The 18,261-nt window shown below is 68.5% G+C and carries 22 protein-coding genes, 1 tRNA gene, 1 other RNA gene and 1 pseudogene; 11 read left to right on the top strand and 14 right to left on the bottom strand.

Features of this window, described 5'->3' with window-relative positions; genetic code table 11:
• Positions 1-162 precede the first annotated feature (162 nt).
• Genes ACIBVN_RS07790 through ACIBVN_RS07780 form a run of 3 tightly spaced genes read right to left on the bottom strand, consistent with a single transcriptional unit; the run spans position 163 to position 2,333 of the window.
• Complete coding sequence (locus ACIBVN_RS07790) at positions 163-459, bottom strand: type II toxin-antitoxin system VapB family antitoxin (protein WP_349447634.1); 297 nt, start codon at positions 457-459, stop codon at positions 163-165.
• A gap of 48 nt (positions 460-507) precedes the next feature.
• Positions 508-1,347 carry a neutral zinc metallopeptidase gene (locus ACIBVN_RS07785; RefSeq protein ID WP_397133821.1) on the bottom strand — a complete coding sequence of 280 codons (840 nt, stop codon included), beginning with the start codon at positions 1,345-1,347 and terminating at the stop codon, positions 508-510.
• A 53-nt stretch (positions 1,348-1,400) separates the two neighbouring features.
• Positions 1,401-2,333: a neutral zinc metallopeptidase gene (locus ACIBVN_RS07780; protein ID WP_397133819.1), complete on the bottom strand. Its 933-nt coding sequence runs from the start codon at positions 2,331-2,333 to the stop codon at positions 1,401-1,403.
• Between the two features lie 89 nt (positions 2,334-2,422).
• Between ACIBVN_RS07780 and ACIBVN_RS07775 the strand changes: the two genes are divergently transcribed.
• Complete coding sequence (locus tag ACIBVN_RS07775; RefSeq protein WP_397133817.1) at positions 2,423-3,064, top strand: LysE family translocator; 642 nt, start codon at positions 2,423-2,425, stop codon at positions 3,062-3,064.
• Positions 3,065-3,269: 205 nt separating this feature from the next.
• Here the strand turns inward: ACIBVN_RS07775 and ACIBVN_RS07770 are convergent, their stop codons facing one another.
• Positions 3,270-3,845 carry an ArsR/SmtB family transcription factor gene (locus ACIBVN_RS07770; protein WP_397133815.1) on the bottom strand — a complete coding sequence of 192 codons (576 nt, stop codon included), beginning with the start codon at positions 3,843-3,845 and terminating at the stop codon, positions 3,270-3,272.
• 231 nt (positions 3,846-4,076) lie between these two features.
• On the opposite strand from ACIBVN_RS07770, the gene ACIBVN_RS07765 reads away from it, so the two are divergent.
• Positions 4,077-4,481: a hypothetical protein gene (locus tag ACIBVN_RS07765; RefSeq protein WP_397133814.1), complete on the top strand. Its 405-nt coding sequence runs from the start codon at positions 4,077-4,079 to the stop codon at positions 4,479-4,481.
• 160 nt (positions 4,482-4,641) lie between these two features.
• Here ACIBVN_RS07765 and ACIBVN_RS07760 read toward each other — a convergent pair whose 3' ends face one another.
• Both ACIBVN_RS07760 and ACIBVN_RS07755 read right to left on the bottom strand, forming a co-directional pair.
• On the bottom strand, positions 4,642-5,682 hold the full coding sequence (locus tag ACIBVN_RS07760) for a hypothetical protein (RefSeq protein WP_397133812.1): 1,041 nt from the start codon (positions 5,680-5,682) through the stop codon (positions 4,642-4,644).
• A gap of 23 nt (positions 5,683-5,705) precedes the next feature.
• Positions 5,706-6,983, bottom strand: a complete 1,278-nt coding sequence (locus ACIBVN_RS07755; protein ID WP_397133810.1) for an NAD(P)/FAD-dependent oxidoreductase — start codon at positions 6,981-6,983, stop codon at positions 5,706-5,708.
• 235 nt (positions 6,984-7,218) lie between these two features.
• On the opposite strand from ACIBVN_RS07755, the gene ACIBVN_RS07750 reads away from it, so the two are divergent.
• Positions 7,219-7,377: a hypothetical protein gene (locus tag ACIBVN_RS07750; RefSeq protein WP_397133808.1), complete on the top strand. Its 159-nt coding sequence runs from the start codon at positions 7,219-7,221 to the stop codon at positions 7,375-7,377.
• 253 nt (positions 7,378-7,630) lie between these two features.
• On the opposite strand, the gene ACIBVN_RS07745 is transcribed toward ACIBVN_RS07750, so the two are convergent.
• Positions 7,631-8,218 carry a TetR/AcrR family transcriptional regulator gene (locus tag ACIBVN_RS07745; RefSeq protein ID WP_397133807.1) on the bottom strand — a complete coding sequence of 196 codons (588 nt, stop codon included), beginning with the start codon at positions 8,216-8,218 and terminating at the stop codon, positions 7,631-7,633.
• 149 nt (positions 8,219-8,367) lie between these two features.
• Between ACIBVN_RS07745 and ACIBVN_RS07740 the strand changes: the two genes are divergently transcribed.
• Together ACIBVN_RS07740 and ACIBVN_RS07735 are read left to right on the top strand one after the other, a co-directional pair.
• Positions 8,368-8,832, top strand: coding sequence for an SDR family NAD(P)-dependent oxidoreductase (locus ACIBVN_RS07740; protein ID WP_397133805.1), 465 nt, complete (start codon positions 8,368-8,370; stop codon positions 8,830-8,832).
• A 181-nt stretch (positions 8,833-9,013) separates the two neighbouring features.
• Positions 9,014-9,412, top strand: a complete 399-nt coding sequence (locus ACIBVN_RS07735) for a hypothetical protein (protein WP_397133803.1) — start codon at positions 9,014-9,016, stop codon at positions 9,410-9,412.
• Positions 9,413-9,645: 233 nt separating this feature from the next.
• On the opposite strand, the gene ACIBVN_RS07730 is transcribed toward ACIBVN_RS07735, so the two are convergent.
• Complete coding sequence (locus ACIBVN_RS07730) at positions 9,646-10,497, bottom strand: SDR family NAD(P)-dependent oxidoreductase (RefSeq protein WP_397133801.1); 852 nt, start codon at positions 10,495-10,497, stop codon at positions 9,646-9,648.
• A 248-nt stretch (positions 10,498-10,745) separates the two neighbouring features.
• On the opposite strand from ACIBVN_RS07730, the gene ACIBVN_RS07725 reads away from it, so the two are divergent.
• The 3 genes from ACIBVN_RS07725 (at position 10,746) to ACIBVN_RS07715 (ending at position 13,156) form a co-directional block, all read left to right on the top strand.
• On the top strand, positions 10,746-11,696 hold the full coding sequence (locus ACIBVN_RS07725; RefSeq protein ID WP_397133799.1) for an RNA polymerase sigma-70 factor: 951 nt from the start codon (positions 10,746-10,748) through the stop codon (positions 11,694-11,696).
• Positions 11,697-11,840: 144 nt separating this feature from the next.
• On the top strand, positions 11,841-12,053 hold the full coding sequence (locus ACIBVN_RS07720; RefSeq protein WP_397133797.1) for a hypothetical protein: 213 nt from the start codon (positions 11,841-11,843) through the stop codon (positions 12,051-12,053).
• 518 nt (positions 12,054-12,571) lie between these two features.
• Positions 12,572-13,156 (top strand): response regulator, encoded by a 585-nt coding sequence (locus tag ACIBVN_RS07715; protein ID WP_397133795.1) that lies wholly within the window; start codon positions 12,572-12,574, stop codon positions 13,154-13,156.
• Between the two features lie 48 nt (positions 13,157-13,204).
• Here the strand turns inward: ACIBVN_RS07715 and ACIBVN_RS07710 are convergent, their stop codons facing one another.
• The 4 genes from ACIBVN_RS07710 to ACIBVN_RS07695 form a co-directional block, all read right to left on the bottom strand.
• Complete coding sequence (locus tag ACIBVN_RS07710) at positions 13,205-13,579, bottom strand: DUF6223 family protein (RefSeq protein ID WP_397133793.1); 375 nt, start codon at positions 13,577-13,579, stop codon at positions 13,205-13,207.
• A 153-nt stretch (positions 13,580-13,732) separates the two neighbouring features.
• Positions 13,733-14,791: a lipocalin-like domain-containing protein gene (locus ACIBVN_RS07705; RefSeq protein ID WP_397133791.1), complete on the bottom strand. Its 1,059-nt coding sequence runs from the start codon at positions 14,789-14,791 to the stop codon at positions 13,733-13,735.
• Between the two features lie 161 nt (positions 14,792-14,952).
• Positions 14,953-15,336, bottom strand: coding sequence for a DoxX family protein (locus tag ACIBVN_RS07700; RefSeq protein WP_397133789.1), 384 nt, complete (start codon positions 15,334-15,336; stop codon positions 14,953-14,955).
• Between the two features lie 62 nt (positions 15,337-15,398).
• Positions 15,399-15,872, bottom strand: a complete 474-nt coding sequence (locus tag ACIBVN_RS07695) for a carboxymuconolactone decarboxylase family protein (protein WP_397133787.1) — start codon at positions 15,870-15,872, stop codon at positions 15,399-15,401.
• Positions 15,873-16,106: 234 nt separating this feature from the next.
• Here ACIBVN_RS07695 and sigJ point away from each other — a divergent pair, with 234 nt between their 5' ends.
• A complete protein-coding gene (gene sigJ / locus ACIBVN_RS07690) occupies positions 16,107-17,036 on the top strand; it encodes an RNA polymerase sigma factor SigJ (protein ID WP_397133785.1) in 930 nt (309 codons plus the stop codon).
• A gap of 108 nt (positions 17,037-17,144) precedes the next feature.
• Here sigJ and ACIBVN_RS07685 read toward each other — a convergent pair.
• Positions 17,145-17,246: pseudogene (locus tag ACIBVN_RS07685) on the bottom strand (SAM-dependent methyltransferase); the annotation flags it as partial.
• Positions 17,247-17,444: 198 nt separating this feature from the next.
• Here ACIBVN_RS07685 and ACIBVN_RS07680 point away from each other — a divergent pair.
• Complete coding sequence (locus tag ACIBVN_RS07680) at positions 17,445-17,906, top strand: tyrosine-type recombinase/integrase (RefSeq protein WP_397133783.1); 462 nt, start codon at positions 17,445-17,447, stop codon at positions 17,904-17,906.
• 69 nt (positions 17,907-17,975) lie between these two features.
• On the opposite strand, the gene ACIBVN_RS07675 is transcribed toward ACIBVN_RS07680, so the two are convergent.
• Positions 17,976-18,060, bottom strand: a tRNA-Ser gene (locus tag ACIBVN_RS07675).
• An 86-nt stretch (positions 18,061-18,146) separates the two neighbouring features.
• Between ACIBVN_RS07675 and ffs the strand changes: the two genes are divergently transcribed.
• An RNA gene (ffs, locus tag ACIBVN_RS07670) (signal recognition particle sRNA small type) lies at positions 18,147-18,242 on the top strand.
• Positions 18,243-18,261 lie beyond the last annotated feature (19 nt).

The following is an 18,261-nucleotide window of genomic DNA, read 5'->3' as shown; positions in this document are numbered from 1 at the left end:
GGCGGCTGCCACGACCGTGCGGACCTCGTCCATGGAGCGCGGAGCCCGACGCGCGGCGCGACATTCTTCATAAATGATGTTGGAAAGGCGCGGCGTCCGGGCTGCCGGGCAGGCGCGCATACGAAAAGGGAGCCGCGAATCGCGCGGCTCCCTTTTCCATTCTCAGCTGGGCAACTCCAGGACTCTGGCGTGCAGGATCGATCGTTGGTGCAGGGCCGCGCGCAACGCGCGATGCAGGCCGTCCTCCAGATACAGCTCGCCCTGCCACTGCACCACGTGCGGGAAAAGATCCCCGTAGAAGGTGGAGTCGGCGGCGAGCAACGAGTGCAGGTCCAACATGGCCTTCGTGGTGATCAACGAGTCGAGCCGGACCTGCCGTGGAGGGATCTGCGCCCACTCTCGGTGCGTCAGACCGTGTTCGGGATAAGGGCGTCCGTCGCCGACAAGCTTGAAGATCACCCCCCCGATTTTAGGAGAGAATTCGAATCCTTGCGTTGTCAGGACGCGTCAGCGCAGTTCAGCCAGCCCACAGTCGTCGGGCCGGCCGTTTTCGTAGCCGCGCTGGAAGGCGTTGACGCGTTGCTCGGAGCTGCCGTGCGTGAACGATTCAGGATCGATTCTGCCGGTGGTGCGCTGCTGGATTCTGTCGTCGCCGACCGCGGCGGCGGCGTCCAGGGCCTCGGAGATTTCCGGTGCGGTGAAGGGCTTGTCGTAGAAGCCGGTCTTGACCGCGTTGTGCGCCCAGACGCCCGCGTAGCAGTCGGCCTGGAGCTCGATGGGGACCGACGAGGCACCTGAGCCGAGCGCGCCCAGCAGGTCCTGTACGTGGTGGCCGTACTCGTGGGCGATCACGTACGCCTGCGCGAAGGGGCCGCCCTTGGCGCCGAGCTGGCTGTGAAGCTGTTCGAAGAAGCTCAGGTCGAGGTAGACGCGCTGGTCGCCGGGGCAGTAGAACGGGCCGACCGCCGAGCTGGCCGTGCCGCAGCTCGTCCGTAACCGGCCCGAGTAGAGGACGGTCTTGGACGGCCGATATCCGGAAATTTCCTGCTTCCAGTAGTCCTGGATGCTGTTGACCACGCCCACCACCCGGCACCGCTCCGACTGGTCGGCGTCCTTGCCCGTCTGGCACTGATCGGACAGGTTGGAAGGAGGCCGCCGCTGGGCCGGCTCGGCGCCGCCGCCCATGTTGTTCAGCACGAAGACCAGCACGAGGGCGATCAGGCTGACGATGCCGCCACCGCCGATGATCATGCCGCCGGGGAAACCGCCGCCTCCGCCTCCGCCCGAATAACCGCCGGCGTCCTCCACCTGCGAGGGGTCGAGTTTGACGTCGTCTCTGAAGTCCATCCTGACGTCCCTTCTGGGGTGCCGCCCGACTGACAGCTTCCCCGGCGGTCCGTCTAAATGCCTCCGGAGAACGTGTCGCACCGCTTCGGGTCCCCGCTCTCGTACCCGGCGGTGAACCACTTCTCCCGCTGCAGCGACGTGCCGTGCGTGAAGGCGTCGGGGGTCACCCGGCCCTGCGTGCGCCGCTGGATGCTGTCGTCCCCCACCGCCGCGGCGGCGCTGAGCGCCTGATCGATGTCTCCCTGGGAGAACGGCTCACGGTAGAAGCCGGTCTTGACCGCGTTGTGCGCCCAGACGCCCGCGTAGCAGTCGGCCTGGAGCTCCAGTCGTACCGACGGGCTGCCGGCGCCCGGCCTGCTGTTGCGGCCGACCCTGCTCATGGTGCCGAGCAGGTTCTGCACGTGGTGGCCGTACTCGTGGGCGATCACGTACGCCTGCGCGAACGGGCCGCCCTCGGCGCCGAAGTCGCGCTGGAGCGTGTTGAAGAACGTCAGGTTGAGGTAGACCTTGCGGTCGGCGGGACAGTAGAAGGGGCCCACGGCGGAGTCGGCCGTGCCGCAGGCGGTGTTGACCGCCCGCGAGAACAGCACGGTCTTGGCGGGCGCGTACGTCTTGCGTCCGCGCTCCTCGAACGCCTGCCGCCAGTACGACTGGATGCTGTTGACCGTCCCCACGACGCGGCAGTCCTCGGACTGCGCGGCGTCGGCCCCGGTACGGCAGCGCGCGGCCAGGTCGCCGGTCGGGGCGCGTCCGGCCGGCGCGCTCGGCTGCTGGCCGCCACCCTGAAGGCCGCTCTCGTTATCGCTGAACGGCGACGGGAAGACCCCGAACAGGAACATCCCGGCCACCGCCAGGATCAGCAGGAGGCAGCCGCCGCCCCTGCCGCCGATGGGCAACATGCAGCCGCCCCCGCCCGGTTGCGGACCCGAGGCCCGCACGTCCTCGACCTGCGACGGGTCAAGCTGCGCGTCGTCGTCGAACTGCATGTCCCACCTCCTCCCCCGTAGCGACCTGATTACGCGGCGCAATGGGGCCTGTGCTGCGAAATCAGGTATATGTCCGCTAATCTGCCGACATGACGGGTGGATTGATTGGTATTGCGCTGGTTTCGCTGGGCATGGTTCTCACGCCCGGGCCGAACATGATCTATCTGGTCTCACGTTCGATCACTCAAGGCCGCCGAGCCGGCCTGATCTCCCTCACCGGCGTCGTCCTCGGCTTCACCGTCTACCTGACCGCGACGTGTCTGGGGCTGACGGCCGTCTTCGCGTACGTGCCGGCCGCGTACACGGCGCTCAAGCTGGCCGGCGCCGCGTACCTGCTCTGGCTGGCCTGGAACGCCGTCAAGCCGGGCGGCGCCTCGGCCTTCCAGCCGCGCGAGCTCGTGCCTGAGCCCCCGCGCAAACTGTTCGGCATGGGCCTGTTCACCTGCCTGCTCAACCCCAAGATCGCCATTCTGTACCTGTCGCTGCTCCCGCAGTTCATCGACCCGGCCATGGGGCACGTGCTGCTGCAGAGCCTGGCGCTCGGCTCGGTCCAGATCGTCGTCGCGACCACGGTCAACGCCCTGATCGCGATCTCGGCAGGCGCCCTGGCCGCCTTCCTGGCCCGCCGCCCGCTCTGGCTCCGCGTCCAGCGCTACGTCACGGGCACGGTGCTCGGCGTCTTCGCCGTGCACATGGCCACGGACCGCTCAAAGGCCATGGTCGCCGCCTGATTACGACATCGTCAGGGGAAACGCCGGACATCATCAGGGAGTACCGGCACCTGCCAGTGCTGGTGCCGTGGCGGTGACCAGTCGTGCGAGAACGGTCCCTACCGCGACTCGATCAGCGCGACGACTTCCTCGCGAGCCGCAGTGACGAACTCACGGTTGCGCCACAACGACGGCCGTTCGGCGGCTCCCTGCGCAGCCGGGGCAGTCATGACCCATCCCTGCCGTCCGGGGTGGGGAATGCGTGGAACACCACGGTGATGTGCCGGCTGTCGGGGGATGTCTTACCAGGCTCCCGGTGCCAGCGGTTGAGAAAGGCGATGTATTCCTCGCCGAACTCGGCCAACTCCTCAGCGCTGAGCATGGTGCTGCCGAAGGAGTGCATGGCGGCGGTGGCGAACTCGCCGAACGACTCCCTGCTGGACAGGTAGGTGGCGAGATCGCGATCAGCACGGACCATCCACTGCCGGCCGATCTCGTCAGCGGCAGCAGCAACCTCCGGATCCGCCGAGCGGCGCGGAAGCCGTACGTCCTGCGGGATGGGCCGCCAGTACTTGCGTCGTCCAGAGGAACGTTCCGTGTCCTCCTCGATGAACTCGAACCGGGCCAATTGCCGCAGGTGATAGCTGGTCGCGCCGCGATCCGCGCCGAATTCGGCGGCCAGGTCCGCAGACGTGGCGGAGCCATGACGCTGGAGCCAGGCCAGCAACTGTTGTCGCAGTGGGTGAGCAAGTGCCTTGAGCGCGTCAATGTCAGAGAGCTCGCGCCGTCGTGATGTGGACATGATGAGAAGATATCTATGCAAAGATTTCTTCTCAAGCCTGGATTCCCGAGCCGCTCGGCCTTCTCCGGCCGCCACGCGGCGTCGTGTCAGCGGCCGCGTCAGGGCGACGACGGCCCGGTATCAGAGCGGTCGGCGATGGTGGATGCCATGAACGGTTCAGCGCTTGCGGCCCCAAGGCCCATCCGTCCGTTCAGCTGGACTTCCGTAACACGTTCGAAGGAGCGCACCATCATGTCCATCACCCTTTCCGACCAGGACAAGCTCACCCTGCGGATCGCCGCGTGGGGCGCCGTCTCGCTGATGTCCGCCGCTGGCGCCGCCGGCTCGGCCCACAAGGTCGCCACGCACGGCTCCATCGCCCTGACCTCCGCGACCGGTCTGGTCGGGCACGTGCTCACCAAGGCGCCCAAGGGCGTGAAGTACGGCAAGAGCGTCGCCGAGCTCGCCGACCAGGTGCTGCCGGCCCTGACGGCAGCCGTGAGCCTGCTCAGGCAGCAGGCTCCGGCGGAGGCGGACAACTTCCGACGCACCGTCATGGTCGCCATCGAGGCAGCCGCCCGGCCCCAGCAGGGCGAGCCCAGCCCAACTCTGGCTGAGATGGCCCGCAAGATCACCGGAGCCCTCGACGCCGCTTGATGGGATGCCGACCCGCGCAGCTCCAGCACGTCACCGACGCCATCCGGGACACGGTGGCGCCCGCGTAGGCGCATTCGTCACGGCCCCGATCGATGGCACGTCCTGAGCCGGCGGCGTGACTCGACACGAGCCGCGCCGCCGCTGGCGCGTGCTGTGGGGGTCAGACCGTCGCGTACGTGGCCGGCTGTGCGGCCGTGTCTGCGACGGTGGCGGTAGGGCGGGTGCGCAGGCTGCCGGCCAGGCACAGTGCTACACCGAGTGTGAGCCAGGTGGCCAGGACGGTGGCGGAGTGGGCGGCGCCGTGGCCGTCGAAGAAGGCGGTGGAGCGCAGCAGTTGGCCGCCGGCCCCGGGTGGCAGTAGTTGGCCGAGGGTGCCGGACCAGCCGGGCAGCATTTCGGGTGCGGTCGCGGTGCCGGACAGGGGGTTGCCGATGAGCATGATGGCGATGGCGCCCAGGCCGAAGCCGGCGTGGCCGAGCAGTGCCTGTAGTCCGAGGATGCTCAGGGAGGTGGCCGCGATGGTCAGGGCGATGGCGCCGGTGTTGGCCCAGTAGGAGCCGTTGAGTGAGCCGAGCCAGAACTGCAGGATCGCTGCCACGGCAAGTCCGCCGGTGATGGCGAAGGCGAGCGCTCCGGTGACGCGGCGGGCGGTGCCGCGCACGAGTCTGGTCAGCAGCAGCGCGGCGAGCAGGCCACCCATGGCCAGGGGCAGCGCTCCGGCGGCCAGTCCGGCGCCGCGCGGGTCGTCGGCCGGCAAGGCGATGAGGTCGCGCACGGCGACCACCCTGCTGGTTCCCTGCGCCTGCGCCTGGCTGAGGCCGGCCGCGATGCCGTTCAGGGTCTGGACGACGGCGGCGCTTGCGGCGGAGGCGGTGATGATCTGCGGGGTGCCGGAGCTGAGGTCGATCGCCCCGTACACCTTGCGGTCGCGGATCAACCGTTCGGCGGCAGCGGTGTCAGCGACCTCGCTGACCTCAAAACCGCCCGGCAGCCGTTGGCCGAGCACGGCGGTGACCCGCTTGACGGCGGCGGCGGGCCCGGCGACGGCGATCGGCACATCATGCACCGATGAACGCACCGACGGCCAAGCGAAGGCGGTGAGCAGCACGGAGATGATCGCCGTGAGCAAGACGACTGCCCCGGCCACCCTCGGCCAGGGTGACGGTGGTGTGTCGGCTGCCGGCGGGGCCTGAGTGGACATGTCTACTCCTTCAGAGGGGGAGTTCATCGCCGGGTGAGCGGGGTCTCGGACTCGACGCGGGTCAGCTTTTCGGGACTGCGGACGTAGCTGCCGCTGATGCGGGCCTTCTCGACCGTCTCGGCGGAGGCATCCGACGCGGCGGCCAGGCGGTGCCTGCGCTTGGGCAGGCCGAAGGTCGGGTGCGAGTTGGCCCACAGCGACACCTTGAGGATGCCCGCCTTGACCCGCGCGGCCTTCCGGCCGCCCATGTACTTCGGCTTTGCTTGCCCTTCGTCGTCGATCGGCTGCAGGATCCCGTCCCGCCGCCCGAGGCTGATGTGGTTGTACGTGTAGACCAGCTTGGTCTTCGCGATCTTTCGGCCGGTCAGGCGTCCCACGATCGCGTGGATCGCCTGCCCGCCGGTGTAGCCGGCCGACGCGCAGGACATCGGCAGCGGCCGGCCGTTGTCGCCGATGGCGTAGGCGCTGTCGCCGACGGCGTAGACGTTCGGGTGCGAGACCGACCGCATGGTGCCATCGACGGTGATCCGACCGTTCGTGGTGACCTCCAGCCCGCCGGCGGCGGCGATGGGGCTGACCGCGAACCCGGCCGTCCACACGGTCGCGTCGGACGCCAGAGCGGTGCCGTCGGCGCACAGCACCCGCGTCGCTTCGACGGCTTCGACGCTGGTGTGCTCCAGGACGGTGATGCCCAGCCGGTCGCAGACCTGGCGCAGGTGGCTGCGGGCTCCGGCGGAGAGCCGGGCGCCCAGCTCTCCGCGGGCGACCAGCGCCACCGACAGGCCGGGCCGGGATTCGGCGATCTCGGTGGCGGTCTCGATGCCGGTCAACCCGTCGCCGACGACCAGCACCCGCCCGCCTTCGCCCCGCCTGCCCAGGCTGTCCAGGCGTTCGCGCAGGCGCAGCGCCGAGGTCCTGGCGGCGATGTCGAAGGCGTGCTCGGCCACGCCGGGGACACCTTCGACGTCACCGTGGCTGCCGAGCGCGTAGACAAGCGTGTCGTAGCCGAGTTCGCCGCCGCCGTCGGCGTCGGCCAGAGTGACGACCTGGCGGTCGGGGTCGACGGCGGTGACACGGGCCAGGCGCAGCCGTATCTCCGTGCCCGCGAAGACGTCGGCGAGCTTTTGAGCCTCGATCTCCCGGCCGGCCGCGAGCTGGTGCAGCCGCAGCCGCTCGACGAAGTCCGGCACAGCGTTGACCACGGTGATCTCGGTGTCCGCCGGGGACAGACGGCGGACCAGGTTCCCGGCCACATAGGCCCCGGCATAGCCGGCGCCGAGGACGACGATGCGGTGCTTCATGTGTTGCTCCTGTCGGTTCGCTTGCTCCCGGTGAGTTGAGCGGTCACCACGCAATGGGCCAAGGTGATCGCTCGGGGAGTTGTGTGCCGCGCGGATCGTTCGCGCGGCGTCCTGACGACCAGGAGGCGCCGGCGACCCGAACTTTGTGACAGTGCGGCCATGTGATGTACGCCACCGATCACGGGGTGTCACATAGCGGTGCGGGCCGGCGTCTTATGCGTGGAGCACCCCGGCTATGAACGAGGGCAGCGAGCCAACAACGGGATCAGTCGAGCCGATGGCTGGTGGCGACTGGATGGACTCGGCCACCGAGGCGATCGAGACATTCCACGCCCACCGCAACCTGCTGTTCACCGTCGCCCAGGAGAGGCTCTGGCGATCTTTATGTGCATAGGCCTGCTGCCCCGTGGGGATCTTGTTCGACCGAGAACGAGATCAGCATTTGAGCGGTGCCGGGCGTGCGGCACATCCTCCTCGCCGGTGTATGGCCGCTACCGCCGCCTGACCTGCCAGAGCCAGGCCTGCCCGGTCCGGGCGTTTGCCGAACCGGCGCCCGGTCTCACTCAGGGGGCCCCGCTGACTAGCGGAACCCGCTAATGCCGGATTCCGTTCCAGTAGACCGCCGGGTCATCGCGGGTCGTTCGCTGTCACGCTTGCGGTCTGGGGCCCATCCCGGCGAAGAGTGCTTGGAGCACTCGGTCGATGTAGTCGTGTGTCACCGGCTGCTGTCGATCAGGTATCGGAAGGTACAAGGGGCCCGACAGGATCTCCATCGCCAGGTCGAGGTCGAAGTCGGGTGACACCTGCCCCTGCTCTTGGGCCGTCCTGAGACGGGCGATGGTCTTGTGCGTCTGCGGCTGGATGAAGCGTTCGTTGAGGCCGGCAGCAACTGCGGGATCGTGCTGCGCCTCGCCCACCAGGGCCTGGTAGAGCGGGCCCCATGGCGGATTGCCCAGCAGGTCTGCTGTTGCGTGGATTTGCCGGCGCAGGTCGGCCAGGACATCGCCGGTGTCGGGATAGTCGAGCACGGACACGTTCAGCGACAGGAGCGAGTCGAGGAACAGCAGGCCTTTGGAAGGCCAGCGGCGGTAGACGGTGTGTTTGCCGACGCCGGCGCGGGCCGCGACGGCCTCGATGCTGAGCTTGGCGTAGCCGACCTCCCGGGCCAGGTTCAGCGTGGCCCGCATGATCGTTTCGGTCCGGTCGTTGGCGCGAGTGGGACGGCGGTCGGTCATGTCGGCACCCTAGCGGAACGGCACGTGCCGTATTGACAAAGTGGGCCCAATCGCCGACGCTAACTCCTGAATGGCACGGCCCGTGCCGTGTCGGTGGTTGATCGGCATCTCATCGCCGATGGCCAACAGCGAAAGAGCGGAAAGACATCATGAGCAAGGTCTGGTTCGTCACCGGTTCGTCCCGCGGCCTGGGCCGCCACTTCGTCGAGGCCGCCCTGTCGCGCGGCGACAAGGTGGCCGCGACCGCCCGCACCACCGCGAGCTTCGATGAGCTGGTCGCCGCCTACGGCGAGGCGGTGCTTGCGCTGGAGCTGGACGTGACCGACAAGGCCGCCGTCTTCGACGGGGTGAAGCGGGCCGCAGAGCACTTCGGCCGTCTGGACGTCATCGTCAACAACGCCGGCTACGCCCAGGTCGGCGCGATCGAGGAGCTGACCGAACAGGACCTGCGCGACCAGCTGGAGAGCAACCTGTTCGGCGCGATGTGGGTGATCCAGGCCGCGCTGCCGTACCTGCGCGAGCAGCGCTCGGGGCACATCATCCAGCTGTCCTCGGCCGCCATGGCCGCCTGCGTGGCGCCCGGCCGCTTCTTCCTCAAACCCCTCGCCGGCTGACGATGAACACAGTTCCCCGGTCTCCCCTGGTCACATCCGCCCCCACCAGATCGACGAGACAGCGCACCGCACGGTGACATTGGCCCGCCGCCCCACATTCCCGGCAGCTGTTTTGCCGGACTACTGAGACGCCAGCTCGCCAAGCCTCGACCACCGCTGACATAGAGAACGGAACCTCACCATGCCCACGCACACGACGACGAAGCCGCGCACCCTCATGTTCTTGCATGCCGCGATCACCCTGCAAACCGTGGCTGTCTTCGTCCAGGCGATCACCGCCGGGCTGTTGTTGTCCTCACCCGATCGTGGCGCACTGCACAGTGCGGGGGCGTACACGGTGTTCATCGTGACGCTGCTGCACCTGATCGTCTCGATCTTGGTGTGGCGGCCGGGTGGCGGCCCAGCCAGGCCCATCCTGTACGCGGCCGGGTTCTTCGGGCTCGCCTCGGGGCAGGTAGCGCTGGGCCTTGCGCATGTGACGACGCTGCACGTCCCCTTGGGCGTGCTGATGTTCGGCATGAGCGTCCTGCAGCTCGTCCAGATCTGGACCGACCGCGCCGGTCGGCCGCCGCGGCATTGACGGGCTGTCCTCACGGCGTGGTCACGCCTACCTGCGGCTGGACCTGCCCCGGCTGTGAGGAGAGGACAACGCGGTGGCGGCCGGCGGGCACCGTTCCTCCTCGGCGCAGATGAAAGGGCCGCTTCATGCACGCCCGGACGGGGGGTCGCCGCAGGCCGCCGCCTCCCCGTCGGGGCATACATCGGGCGGGGACGAACGAGCGCGGCTCAGGTCTCGTAAAGCTCGGCCCTGTGTCACCGATTTTCTTGATCGAGGTTGCCGTGAGCCTCCGCCGAAAGGTCCTGCCAGTCGGCCCAGGTCTTGAGCCGGTCGGCGTAGACCTGCTGGAGCATCGGGTAGAAGCCCTGGCCGAAGAGCACCCGCAAGGGTGGGTTGTCGGAGTCGACGAGCTTGAGGAGCGCCTGGGCCGCGGCGGCCGGGTCGCCGGCGGGCTGCTTTCCCGCGAACGCGGCGATGCGCTGGCGAAGGCCGTCGTAGATCGGGTTGGGCTCGGCCATGTGGCCGTTGTTGAGGGGATCGGGGTTCTTGCCGGACCGGGTGGCGAAGCCGCCGGGCTCGATCACGGTCACCTTGATGCCGAAGTCGGCGACCTCTTGGGCGAGGGATTCGTTCAGGGCTTCCAGCGCCCACTTGGAGGCGCTGTAGGCGCCGCTGAGCGGCATCGCCATGAGCCCGGCGGCGGAGGACAGCTGGATGATGTGCCCCGAGCGCTGCTCGCGCAGGTACGGCAGCGCGGCCTGGATCACCCACATCGCGCCGAACAGGTTGGTCTCCAGCTGGTCGCGCAGGTCCTGTTCGGTCAGCTCCTCGATCGCGCCGACCTGGGCGTAGCCGGCGTTGTTGACGATGACGTCCAGACGGCCGAAGTGCTCTGCGGCCCGCTTCACCCCGTCGAAGACGGCGGCCTTGTCGGTCACGTCCACCCCGAGGGGGAGCACCGCCTCGCCGTAGGCGGCGACCAGCTCATCGAAGCTCGCGGTGGTCCGGGCGGTCGCGGCCACCTTGTCGCCGCGCGACAGGGCGGCCTCGACGAAGTTGCGGCCCAGGCCGCGGGAGGAACCGGTGACGAACCAGACCTTGCTCATGATGTCTTTCCGTTCTTTCTGCGGTGGCGGTTGCGCGGCGGTCACCACGCAACGGGGCCAAGGTGATCGGTGTGTGCCGCGCGGATCGTTCGCGTGGCGTCCTGACGACCATGAGGCGCCGGCGCCTCGAACTTTGTGACAGTGCGGTCATGTGATGTACGCCACCGATCTTGGGGTGTCACACAGCGGTGCGGGTCGGCGTCTTGTGCGTGGACCAGGAGTTGAGGGTGAACAGGCAGGAGCCAGGTATGAACGAACGCAGGGATGCAACGACGGGCACAGCCGAGCCGATGGCTGGTGGCGGCCGGATGGACGGCGCCACCGAGGCGACCGATGTATTCCTCACCCACCGCAACCTGCTGTTCACCGTCGCCTACGAGATGCTCGGTTCGGCTGCCGACGCCGAGGACGTCCTGCAGGAAACCTGGCTGCGCTGGGTCAAGGTCGACATCGCACAGGTGTCCGACCAGCGCGCCTACCTGGTCCGGATCACCACCCGGCGCTCGCTGGACCGGCTGCGCACCATGAAGCGCCGCAAGGAGGCCTATGTCGGCCCCTGGCTGCCCGAGCCGCTGCTCACCACGCCGGACGTGGCCGAGGACGTCGAGCTCGCCGAGAGCGTGTCGATGGCGCTGATGCTCGTCCTGGAGACGCTGTCGCCGACGGAGCGCGCCGTCTTCGTGCTGCGCGAGGTCTTTGACGTCAGCTACGAGGAGATCGCGGCCGCCGTCGACAAGAACCCGGCGACCGTCCGCCAGATCGCGCACCGCGCCCGCCGGCACGTCGAAGCCCGCCGCCCCCGCGAGGAGGTCTCCCCGAGCCAGGCCCGGGCAGCTCTGGAGTCGTTCCAGCGCGCATTGGAAACCAGGGACCTGCAGGGTCTCCTCGACGTGCTCGCCCCTGAGGTCGTCCTCATCAGCGACGGCGGCGGCATCAAGCAGGCCTCGCCACGGCCGGTCATCAGCGCCGACAAGGTGGCCCGCATGATCGTCAACGGCCTTGGCAAGGCCCAAGTCGCGCTCACCAGTCACCCCACCGTGGTCAACGGCAACCCGGCACTCGTCCTCCGCATGGACGGCGAGATCGACGGCGTCATAGCAGTCCGCGTGGAGGACGCCCGCATCACCGGCCTGTACTACGTCCGCAACCCCGAGAAGCTGACCCGCATCGCATCCGAGACCCCACTCACGCTGAGGTAATCCTTCAGCCGCCACTCCCTGATCACGGTATCGGCGACAGTGCGGAGCACCCCGAGCGAAGGCATCCGCTCATCGGCACACGTACGAGCCGGCCCGGCCCCGTCACCACGTGAAGCACGCAAACGTCCTCTTCGAGGAGTAGACATGTCCACTCAGGCGCTGCTCCGCTCCACCGCCTTCTTCGACGGCCACGGCGCCACCCACTCCGCCACCGTCCTGGTCACCTGGCTCACGCTCGGTGTAGCGCTGTGCCTGGCCAGCGGCCTGCGCACCCTCCCTACCGCCACCGTCGCGGCGAGACTGCTGAGGACGCCCGCATCACCGGCCCCTACGACGTTCGCAACCTCGACGAACTGACCCGCACCGCATCCGCGACCCCACCACCCTCGGCGGGAAGCCAGACGCCGGTGCCTGGTCAGCCGCGGCTGTTCCGCCGCCGGTGCTCACCGCAGAACAAACCCGAACAGGCCGAACAGACCCGAACAGACCCGAACAACTCAACCAGATCTCTTAGTAGGAGGTTAGTCATGACGAAGAACGTCGCCGGCGGACCTTGCCTCCAGCGCATCCACGCTGCGGGCAAGGCGAGCCGGGATCTGGGCACGGCGACCGGCCGGCCCGTGAGTCCGTACACCGACTGCCACGAGTGGAAGGCCCTGCGCAAGGCCGCTGGTCTACGGGACGGAAGCCTTCACGACGCCCGCCACGGTGTTGCTCATCCTCGGCGTGCCTGCACGCACGGTCATGGCCAGCACGGGGTGGTCCGGAGGGACCAACTGAGACCCAAAGCAAGAGGAGGGTCATGCCGCTGATGACGGCGTGACCCCTCTGAGCTGGCGGAGGATAGGGGATTTGAAGCCCTGACAGGTTGCCCGATGACGATCAGGGTGTACGTCGTGGACGACCAGGACCTCGTGCGGACGGGCACGGGCATGGTCATCCAGGCCCAGGACGACATGACCGTGGTCGGCGAGGCCAGGGACGGCGCCGAGGCCGTTGCCGGCCTGCGGGCCGCCCAGACCGACGTGGTCCTGATGGACGTCCGAATGCCCCGCATGGACGGCGTCGCGGCCACCCGCGCTCTCCTCGACGGCCAAGAACGCGGCAGCCAGGGGCGCGACGCCCACGAGATCGACGGCCAGAGGATTGACCACGATCAGCCCGTGCCCAAGGTCGTCGTGCTGACCACCTTCGACCTGGACGAGTACGCCTTCGCCGCGCTGCGTGCCGGCGCCTCCGGCTTCCTGCTCAAGGACGCCCCCGCCACCGACCTGCTGGCCGCCATCCGCACGGTGTACCGGGGCGACGCAGTGATCGCCCCGTCGACGACCCGCCGCCTGCTCGACCACGTGGCGCCCACGCTGCCCGCGCCGGACAGCACGCCTGATCCGCTCACCAACCGCGAACGCGAGGTCCTTATGGCCCGCGGCGAGACCAACGCCGAGATCGCCGAGCTCTGAGGCTGAATCCGGCGTCGAAGGCGACGGTGAAGCCGAGCCTTGGTCGGGTCAGGCGGTGCGGCGGGCTCGGGACAGGGCGAGCCCGCCCAGGACCATGCCGATCAGCCCGAGCAGGAGGGCGAAGATGGCCCCGGCCAGCCCGTTGCCGGTGCCGAAACCGCCGGCGGAGTTGGCCGCATGCAGTCCACCGATGATCAGGCTGGTCAGCCCGAGCGCCAGGGCCGTGACGGCGCCGGCGCGCCGGTTGCCGATGCCGATACGACCCGCGGAGCGGGCCCGGGCCAGCCCACCGATGACCACGCTGATCAGTCCCACCACGACGGCCACGCTGGGCAGCGTGCGCCCGGAGCCGATGTCGTAACCAGCGGCGGCGACGGAGAGCTGCACGGCCTCGGGTGCGGCGAGCAGGAGACGGATGGACATTGAGGATCCTTTCGATTGTTCTGGGCGAACCGGAGCACAGTGGATCGGTCGAGGTGCCGGCGCGGAGCGCCCAGGAGGGTTTCAGGTGTGATGTGGCGATGGGGCGGAACTGGCCTTTCAGGGTCGTTCGGGGCCGGGTAGCTGTCCGCGGCGTTATCGCCAGTTGCCGTTCTGCTCGACGAAGGCCTGTCCGGTGATCGGCTTGCCCCGGTACTGTCCGGTGACGGTGGCGGCGCCTTCGTAGAGGCCGCCGAAGGCGCTTTGGAGTTCGTGTCCCGGTTTGGCGGTGATGGTGAGGCTGGTATCCAGCGTGGGGATGTTCACGATCCAGCGCGTGCCGTACCGCTGGCCGCTGGTGGGGCTGGTCCAGTAGCCGGAGGTGGTGTCGGCGAGCGGGTTCACGGCGAGGACCTCGTGGGTTCCGTCGGGGCGTAGCACAGTCGCGTAGGGGAACTCCTTACCCTCGGCGAACAGGTCCCAGAGGTTGATCCGGTCGCCGTTGGACAGTTGCACGGCCATCCAGGTCCACTTGTGCATGGTGCTCCAGTCCCAGGAGCCCCATTGACGGTCCAGCCAGGACTGTCCGGTCACGGGGTAGGTGTGGTCGTTGACCTTGAGTGTGCCTTGTGTCGCCAGGCTGGGCAGGGAGTAGTAGTAGCTCGTGCCGCCGAGGAAGGGGATCAGCCCGGTCCCGTTGTTGTACAGGACGGGTCCTTGCGCCGTGAGGTTCAGATCGAGTTCGCCGACCGGCAGCGTCGCGCGCAGGCGCATTGCTTCCATCGGCCCGGACAGCGTCGCCGTCGGTGTGCGGATGTCCAGCTCGGTGGTGGAGAAGCTGGTCTGGTCGAGCGGGTAGGTCTTGGTTTCGGTGTAGAACGCGCCGGTCGTCTTGTCAGTGATTGCGATCATGACTTGTGGTCGTCCGGCGCCGCCGATCGTGACCTGGTAGCCGAACCGGTGGCCACGGGCGTCGACGTGTCCGACGAGGTACCACCATTCCTGGCGCGCGTCCGGATGCGCCGCCTGATCGGCCGGCAGGCGCACGAACGTCGGGAAGCCAGGTGCCGTGGCTGCCGCCGGCTTGCCCGTGCCCGCTGGGGCGGGAACGGGCTCGGCCGCCGCTGCCGGCGACGGCGACGCCGTCATGGTCAGCGCCGCGCCGAGCGCCAGGGCGGCGATCGCCGCGACTGATCGACGTTGCTGTCTTTTCATCCGAATTCCTCATCTCTAACTGGCGAAATTGCACCTGTTCACGTGGCCGGCGCCATCCCCCGGGGCGAGCCCGAAGCACAGCGGGCCGCCCCTCCACGGGGTCGACCATCACGCGGTCGAAGCGACCGCGCCTCCTCCTGCTGATGGCGGTCGATCTAGGGTCAGCCGATGAAGGACTCGGGGCCGAAGCGGCCCCACGCCACGAAGGCGGCCAGGGCAAGGTAGATCAGGTTTCCCGCGGCCGACATGACCTCACCACGGCGCAGGTGCGTGACCATCGCACCCACCATCAGCACCACCACACCGACTGCCGCCACCGGCACCAGAACCGGCGCGATGCCGGTCACGGCGGGCAGGATGAGTCCCACCGCTCCCAGGACCTCGATGGTCCCGAGGATCTTCAGGAACCCGGCGCTGAAGTCCGCGGTCCATCCCGCGCCGCGCATGGCGGCCATCTTCTCCTGGGGCACGATCAGCTTGCCGACGCCACCGGTGAGGAGGACAACAGCCAGCAATCCGGCGCAGATCCATAGAGCGAGGTTCATGAGATTTCTCCTGACAAGGGTTGTAGGCGTATCCGATCTCTGGCATCGGCCGGTCCTGCTCGTTACCCGTGCTGGCCGGGCTGGTAGTCGCCGGCGGGCTGCCGGGTGATGACATTCACGCGGTTGACGGCGTTGATGAGGGCGATGAGGGACACCAGGGCGGCGAGTTGGTCCTCGTCGTAGTGCTTGGCGGCATTCGCCCAGACCTCGTCGCTGACGCCACCGGCCGCATCGGCGATGCGGGTGCCCTGCTCGGCCAGCTCCAGGGCGGCGCGCTCGGCCTCGGTGAACACCGTGGCCTCCCGCCAGGCCGCGACCAGGTTGAGACGGGTGGAGGTCTCCCCCGCGTGTGCGGCGTCCTTGCTGTGCATGTCCACGCAGACCGCGCACCCATTGATCTGACTGGCGCGCAGCAACACCAGCTCGCGCGTCACGGGCGGCAGCGTCGAGTCCGCGACCACCTTGCCCGCCGCCAGGATGTGCTTCAGAGACTTGACCGCGACCGGGTTGCCGAAGAGGTTCAAGCGAGCATCCATCGTGCTCTCCTTGTCGTTGTTCCGTTGTCGCCCCTCTAGGACAGGGCAGTCCGCCGGCCTGTGACGGCGGCGAATGTGACGTGCGTCTCCTCTTCCGCGCGGGCGCCACACGGCGTGATCCACGGCAAAGCTCCTCGGCTACCCTGCGGTACGTCATGCGCAAGCGTCCTCGACGAGGGCGGCCGGCAGAAGGGCGCGGCTGGGCACGGCCGTACGCGAGTTGGGGAGGAATCCGTGCCGGGATCAACCGCTCAGAGAGAGGCTGCCGGCTACCGGCCGCTGCTGTTTTCCATCGCCTACGGGATGACCGGGTCCGTGGGCGATGCCGAGGACATCGTGCAGGACGCGTTCCTCGGCCTGACCCGGGCGTACCAGGCGGGGACCGTGATCGAGAATCCGAAGGCGTACCTGACCACGGCCGTGACGCGACTGGGCCTCAACTACCTGAGTTCGGCCCGGGTCCGCCGGGAGACCTATGTCGGCGAGTGGCTGCCGGAGCCGGTCGTCGTGCTCGCCGACATGCCTGGACCGGCCGAGCACGCTGAGCTGTCCGACTCGCTGTCGATGGCCTTCCTGGTGCTGCTGGAGTCGCTCTCGCCGGTGGAGCGGGCCGTGTTCATGCTGCGCGAGGTGTTCGGGTACGGCTATCCGGAGGTGGCGGGGATCACCGGCAAGACCGAGGCGAACTGCCGGCAGATCTTCGCCCGCGCCCGGCAGCGCATCGCCGCCGGAGGGCAGGTCGCCGACAGCGCGCTGTCCCGCGAGCGGCGGGCGGAAAGTGAGGAACTCGCGCGTAGGTTCTTCGTGGCCGCCGAGGGTGGCGATATGGAGACGCTGCTCGGCATGCTCGCGCCTGACGTGGTGCTCCACGGGGACGGGGGCGGCAAGGTGCGGGCCTTCGGAAGTCGGCTGGCCGGGCGGCCGGCTGTCATACGACTGCTCCTCGGTGTGTTCCGCCGGGGCGGGATCCTGGGCGTCTCCCTCCGGCCGGCCTGGATCAACGGCCGTCCGGGCGCCGTCAAGTACGACTCCGAAGGCCGCGTGATCGGTGTGGTCGAGCTCGACATCGCCGACGGCGTGGTCCGCGCGATCCACGCGGTGGCCAACCCCGACAAGCTTGCCCACATCGGGCCGGTATCCGATCTAGGGCGGCTGCCGGAGTGATGACGCACCTCACGGTAATCACCAGGCCGCCTCAAAGGCGCAGATGAACGTCCATTCGTCGGTATAGCTGGTGGTCGCGAAATAGTTGGGCCGCGGCCAGCGTCGGCCCCAGTCCTCCGGGTAGTGCAGCACCAGCGACGCGACCACGTCGTCGAATGCACCGTCGGCGAACGGCAGCGGATCACGCACGTCGACCACGTGCAGGCCCGCGACCGTGGTCGCGTTCGTCACTTTGCGTTACGCCTTCGCCTGCTGGATCCGCCCGTTCGGCACCTGCCGCAAATGCGACGGCATGGATCTCGACAGGGCAAGCCGCGAGTACGCCGGGGGCGCCAGCGCCCGAAGTACGAACATGGCTGCCGAGAGAACTGCGGACGCAAGCCTGGCTACTGCCCCGAGCGTAAGCAGGTGCGAGCCGAGACCGCTGACACCAAGTCCCGCGCTGGCCGCCGCACCATCGGGCTTTCGGCTCAGCTCATCGCTCTACCACGCAGACATCGGGAAGAACAGCAAGCGGAGCGCGCCAAGGCGCGCCAGGTCTGGAAAGAGGATGACTGGGTTTTCACCACTGCGACAGGCCGCCCCGTCTGCCCTTACAGCGACTACCACGAGTGGAAAGATCTCCTGGCTTCCGCCGGGCTGAGGGACGGTCGGCTCCACGACGCCCGGCACACCGCCGCGACCGTCCTGCTGATCCTCGGAGTTCCTGAGCGAACCGTGATGGCCATCATGGGGTGGTCCAGTAGCGGCATGGCACGCCGGTACCAGCACGTCACCGACGGCATCCGGAACACGGTGGCCAAGCAGGTCGACGGCCTGCTCCGGGAAGTGGGTGAGGAGGGAGACGGGCTCTCCGAAGAGGCCAACTGAGACTGGAATAGCGAAAGGGGCCGACTTGGATGGGGTCGGCCCCTTTGCGTTTACTGCCTCAACCAGGCGCGGAGGATAGGGGATTTGAACCCCTGATAGGTTGCCCTATACACGCTTTCCAAGCGTGCGCCCTCGGCCACTAGGCGAATCCTCCGCCGACGAGCTTACCGGACTTCTGGGCGTGCGCAGACCACCTTTTCCGGGGTGGAGCGAGCACTGCGGCATCCGGCTAGACTGTGGAAGGACCCCTCGCGCGGCGTCATCCTGTGAACCTCCCCAGGGCCGGAAGGCAGCAAGGATAAGCGGGCTCTGGCGGGTGTGCGAGGGGTCTCTTCGTTGGGAGCCCCCTCGCAGG

It is taken from the genome of Nonomuraea sp. NPDC049400 (assembly GCF_044466425.1).
Taxonomy (GTDB): Bacteria; Actinomycetota; Actinomycetes; order Streptosporangiales; family Streptosporangiaceae; genus Nonomuraea.
This window is presented reverse-complemented; position numbering and strand designations above follow the sequence as displayed.

Excerpts from the sequence above, each read along its gene's own strand:
- ACIBVN_RS07765 (WP_397133814.1), top strand. The coding sequence starts at position 4,077 with ATGTCCATCACCCTTTCCGACCAGGACAAGCTCACCCTGCGGATCGCC.
- ACIBVN_RS07775 (WP_397133817.1), top strand. The coding sequence starts at position 2,423 with ATGACGGGTGGATTGATTGGTATTGCGCTGGTTTCGCTGGGCATGGTT.
- ACIBVN_RS07780 (WP_397133819.1), bottom strand. The coding sequence starts at position 2,333 with ATGCAGTTCGACGACGACGCGCAGCTTGACCCGTCGCAGGTCGAGGAC.
- ACIBVN_RS07755 (WP_397133810.1), bottom strand. The coding sequence starts at position 6,983 with ATGAAGCACCGCATCGTCGTCCTCGGCGCCGGCTATGCCGGGGCCTAT.
- ACIBVN_RS07760 (WP_397133812.1), bottom strand. The coding sequence starts at position 5,682 with ATGTCCACTCAGGCCCCGCCGGCAGCCGACACACCACCGTCACCCTGG.
- ACIBVN_RS07730 (WP_397133801.1), bottom strand. The coding sequence starts at position 10,497 with ATGAGCAAGGTCTGGTTCGTCACCGGTTCCTCCCGCGGCCTGGGCCGC.
- ACIBVN_RS07750 (WP_397133808.1), top strand. The coding sequence starts at position 7,219 with ATGAACGAGGGCAGCGAGCCAACAACGGGATCAGTCGAGCCGATGGCT.
- ACIBVN_RS07700 (WP_397133789.1), bottom strand. The coding sequence starts at position 15,336 with ATGAACCTCGCTCTATGGATCTGCGCCGGATTGCTGGCTGTTGTCCTC.
- ACIBVN_RS07725 (WP_397133799.1), top strand. The coding sequence starts at position 10,746 with ATGAACGAACGCAGGGATGCAACGACGGGCACAGCCGAGCCGATGGCT.
- ACIBVN_RS07695 (WP_397133787.1), bottom strand. The coding sequence starts at position 15,872 with ATGGATGCTCGCTTGAACCTCTTCGGCAACCCGGTCGCGGTCAAGTCT.
- ACIBVN_RS07705 (WP_397133791.1), bottom strand. The coding sequence starts at position 14,791 with ATGAAAAGACAGCAACGTCGATCAGTCGCGGCGATCGCCGCCCTGGCG.
- ACIBVN_RS07720 (WP_397133797.1), top strand. The coding sequence starts at position 11,841 with ATGTCCACTCAGGCGCTGCTCCGCTCCACCGCCTTCTTCGACGGCCAC.
- ACIBVN_RS07740 (WP_397133805.1), top strand. The coding sequence starts at position 8,368 with ATGAGCAAGGTCTGGTTCGTCACCGGTTCGTCCCGCGGCCTGGGCCGC.
- ACIBVN_RS07735 (WP_397133803.1), top strand. The coding sequence starts at position 9,014 with ATGCCCACGCACACGACGACGAAGCCGCGCACCCTCATGTTCTTGCAT.
- ACIBVN_RS07745 (WP_397133807.1), bottom strand. The coding sequence starts at position 8,218 with ATGACCGACCGCCGTCCCACTCGCGCCAACGACCGGACCGAAACGATC.
- ACIBVN_RS07770 (WP_397133815.1), bottom strand. The coding sequence starts at position 3,845 with ATGTCCACATCACGACGGCGCGAGCTCTCTGACATTGACGCGCTCAAG.
- ACIBVN_RS07715 (WP_397133795.1), top strand. The coding sequence starts at position 12,572 with ATGACGATCAGGGTGTACGTCGTGGACGACCAGGACCTCGTGCGGACG.
- ACIBVN_RS07785 (WP_397133821.1), bottom strand. The coding sequence starts at position 1,347 with ATGGACTTCAGAGACGACGTCAAACTCGACCCCTCGCAGGTGGAGGAC.
- ACIBVN_RS07710 (WP_397133793.1), bottom strand. The coding sequence starts at position 13,579 with ATGTCCATCCGTCTCCTGCTCGCCGCACCCGAGGCCGTGCAGCTCTCC.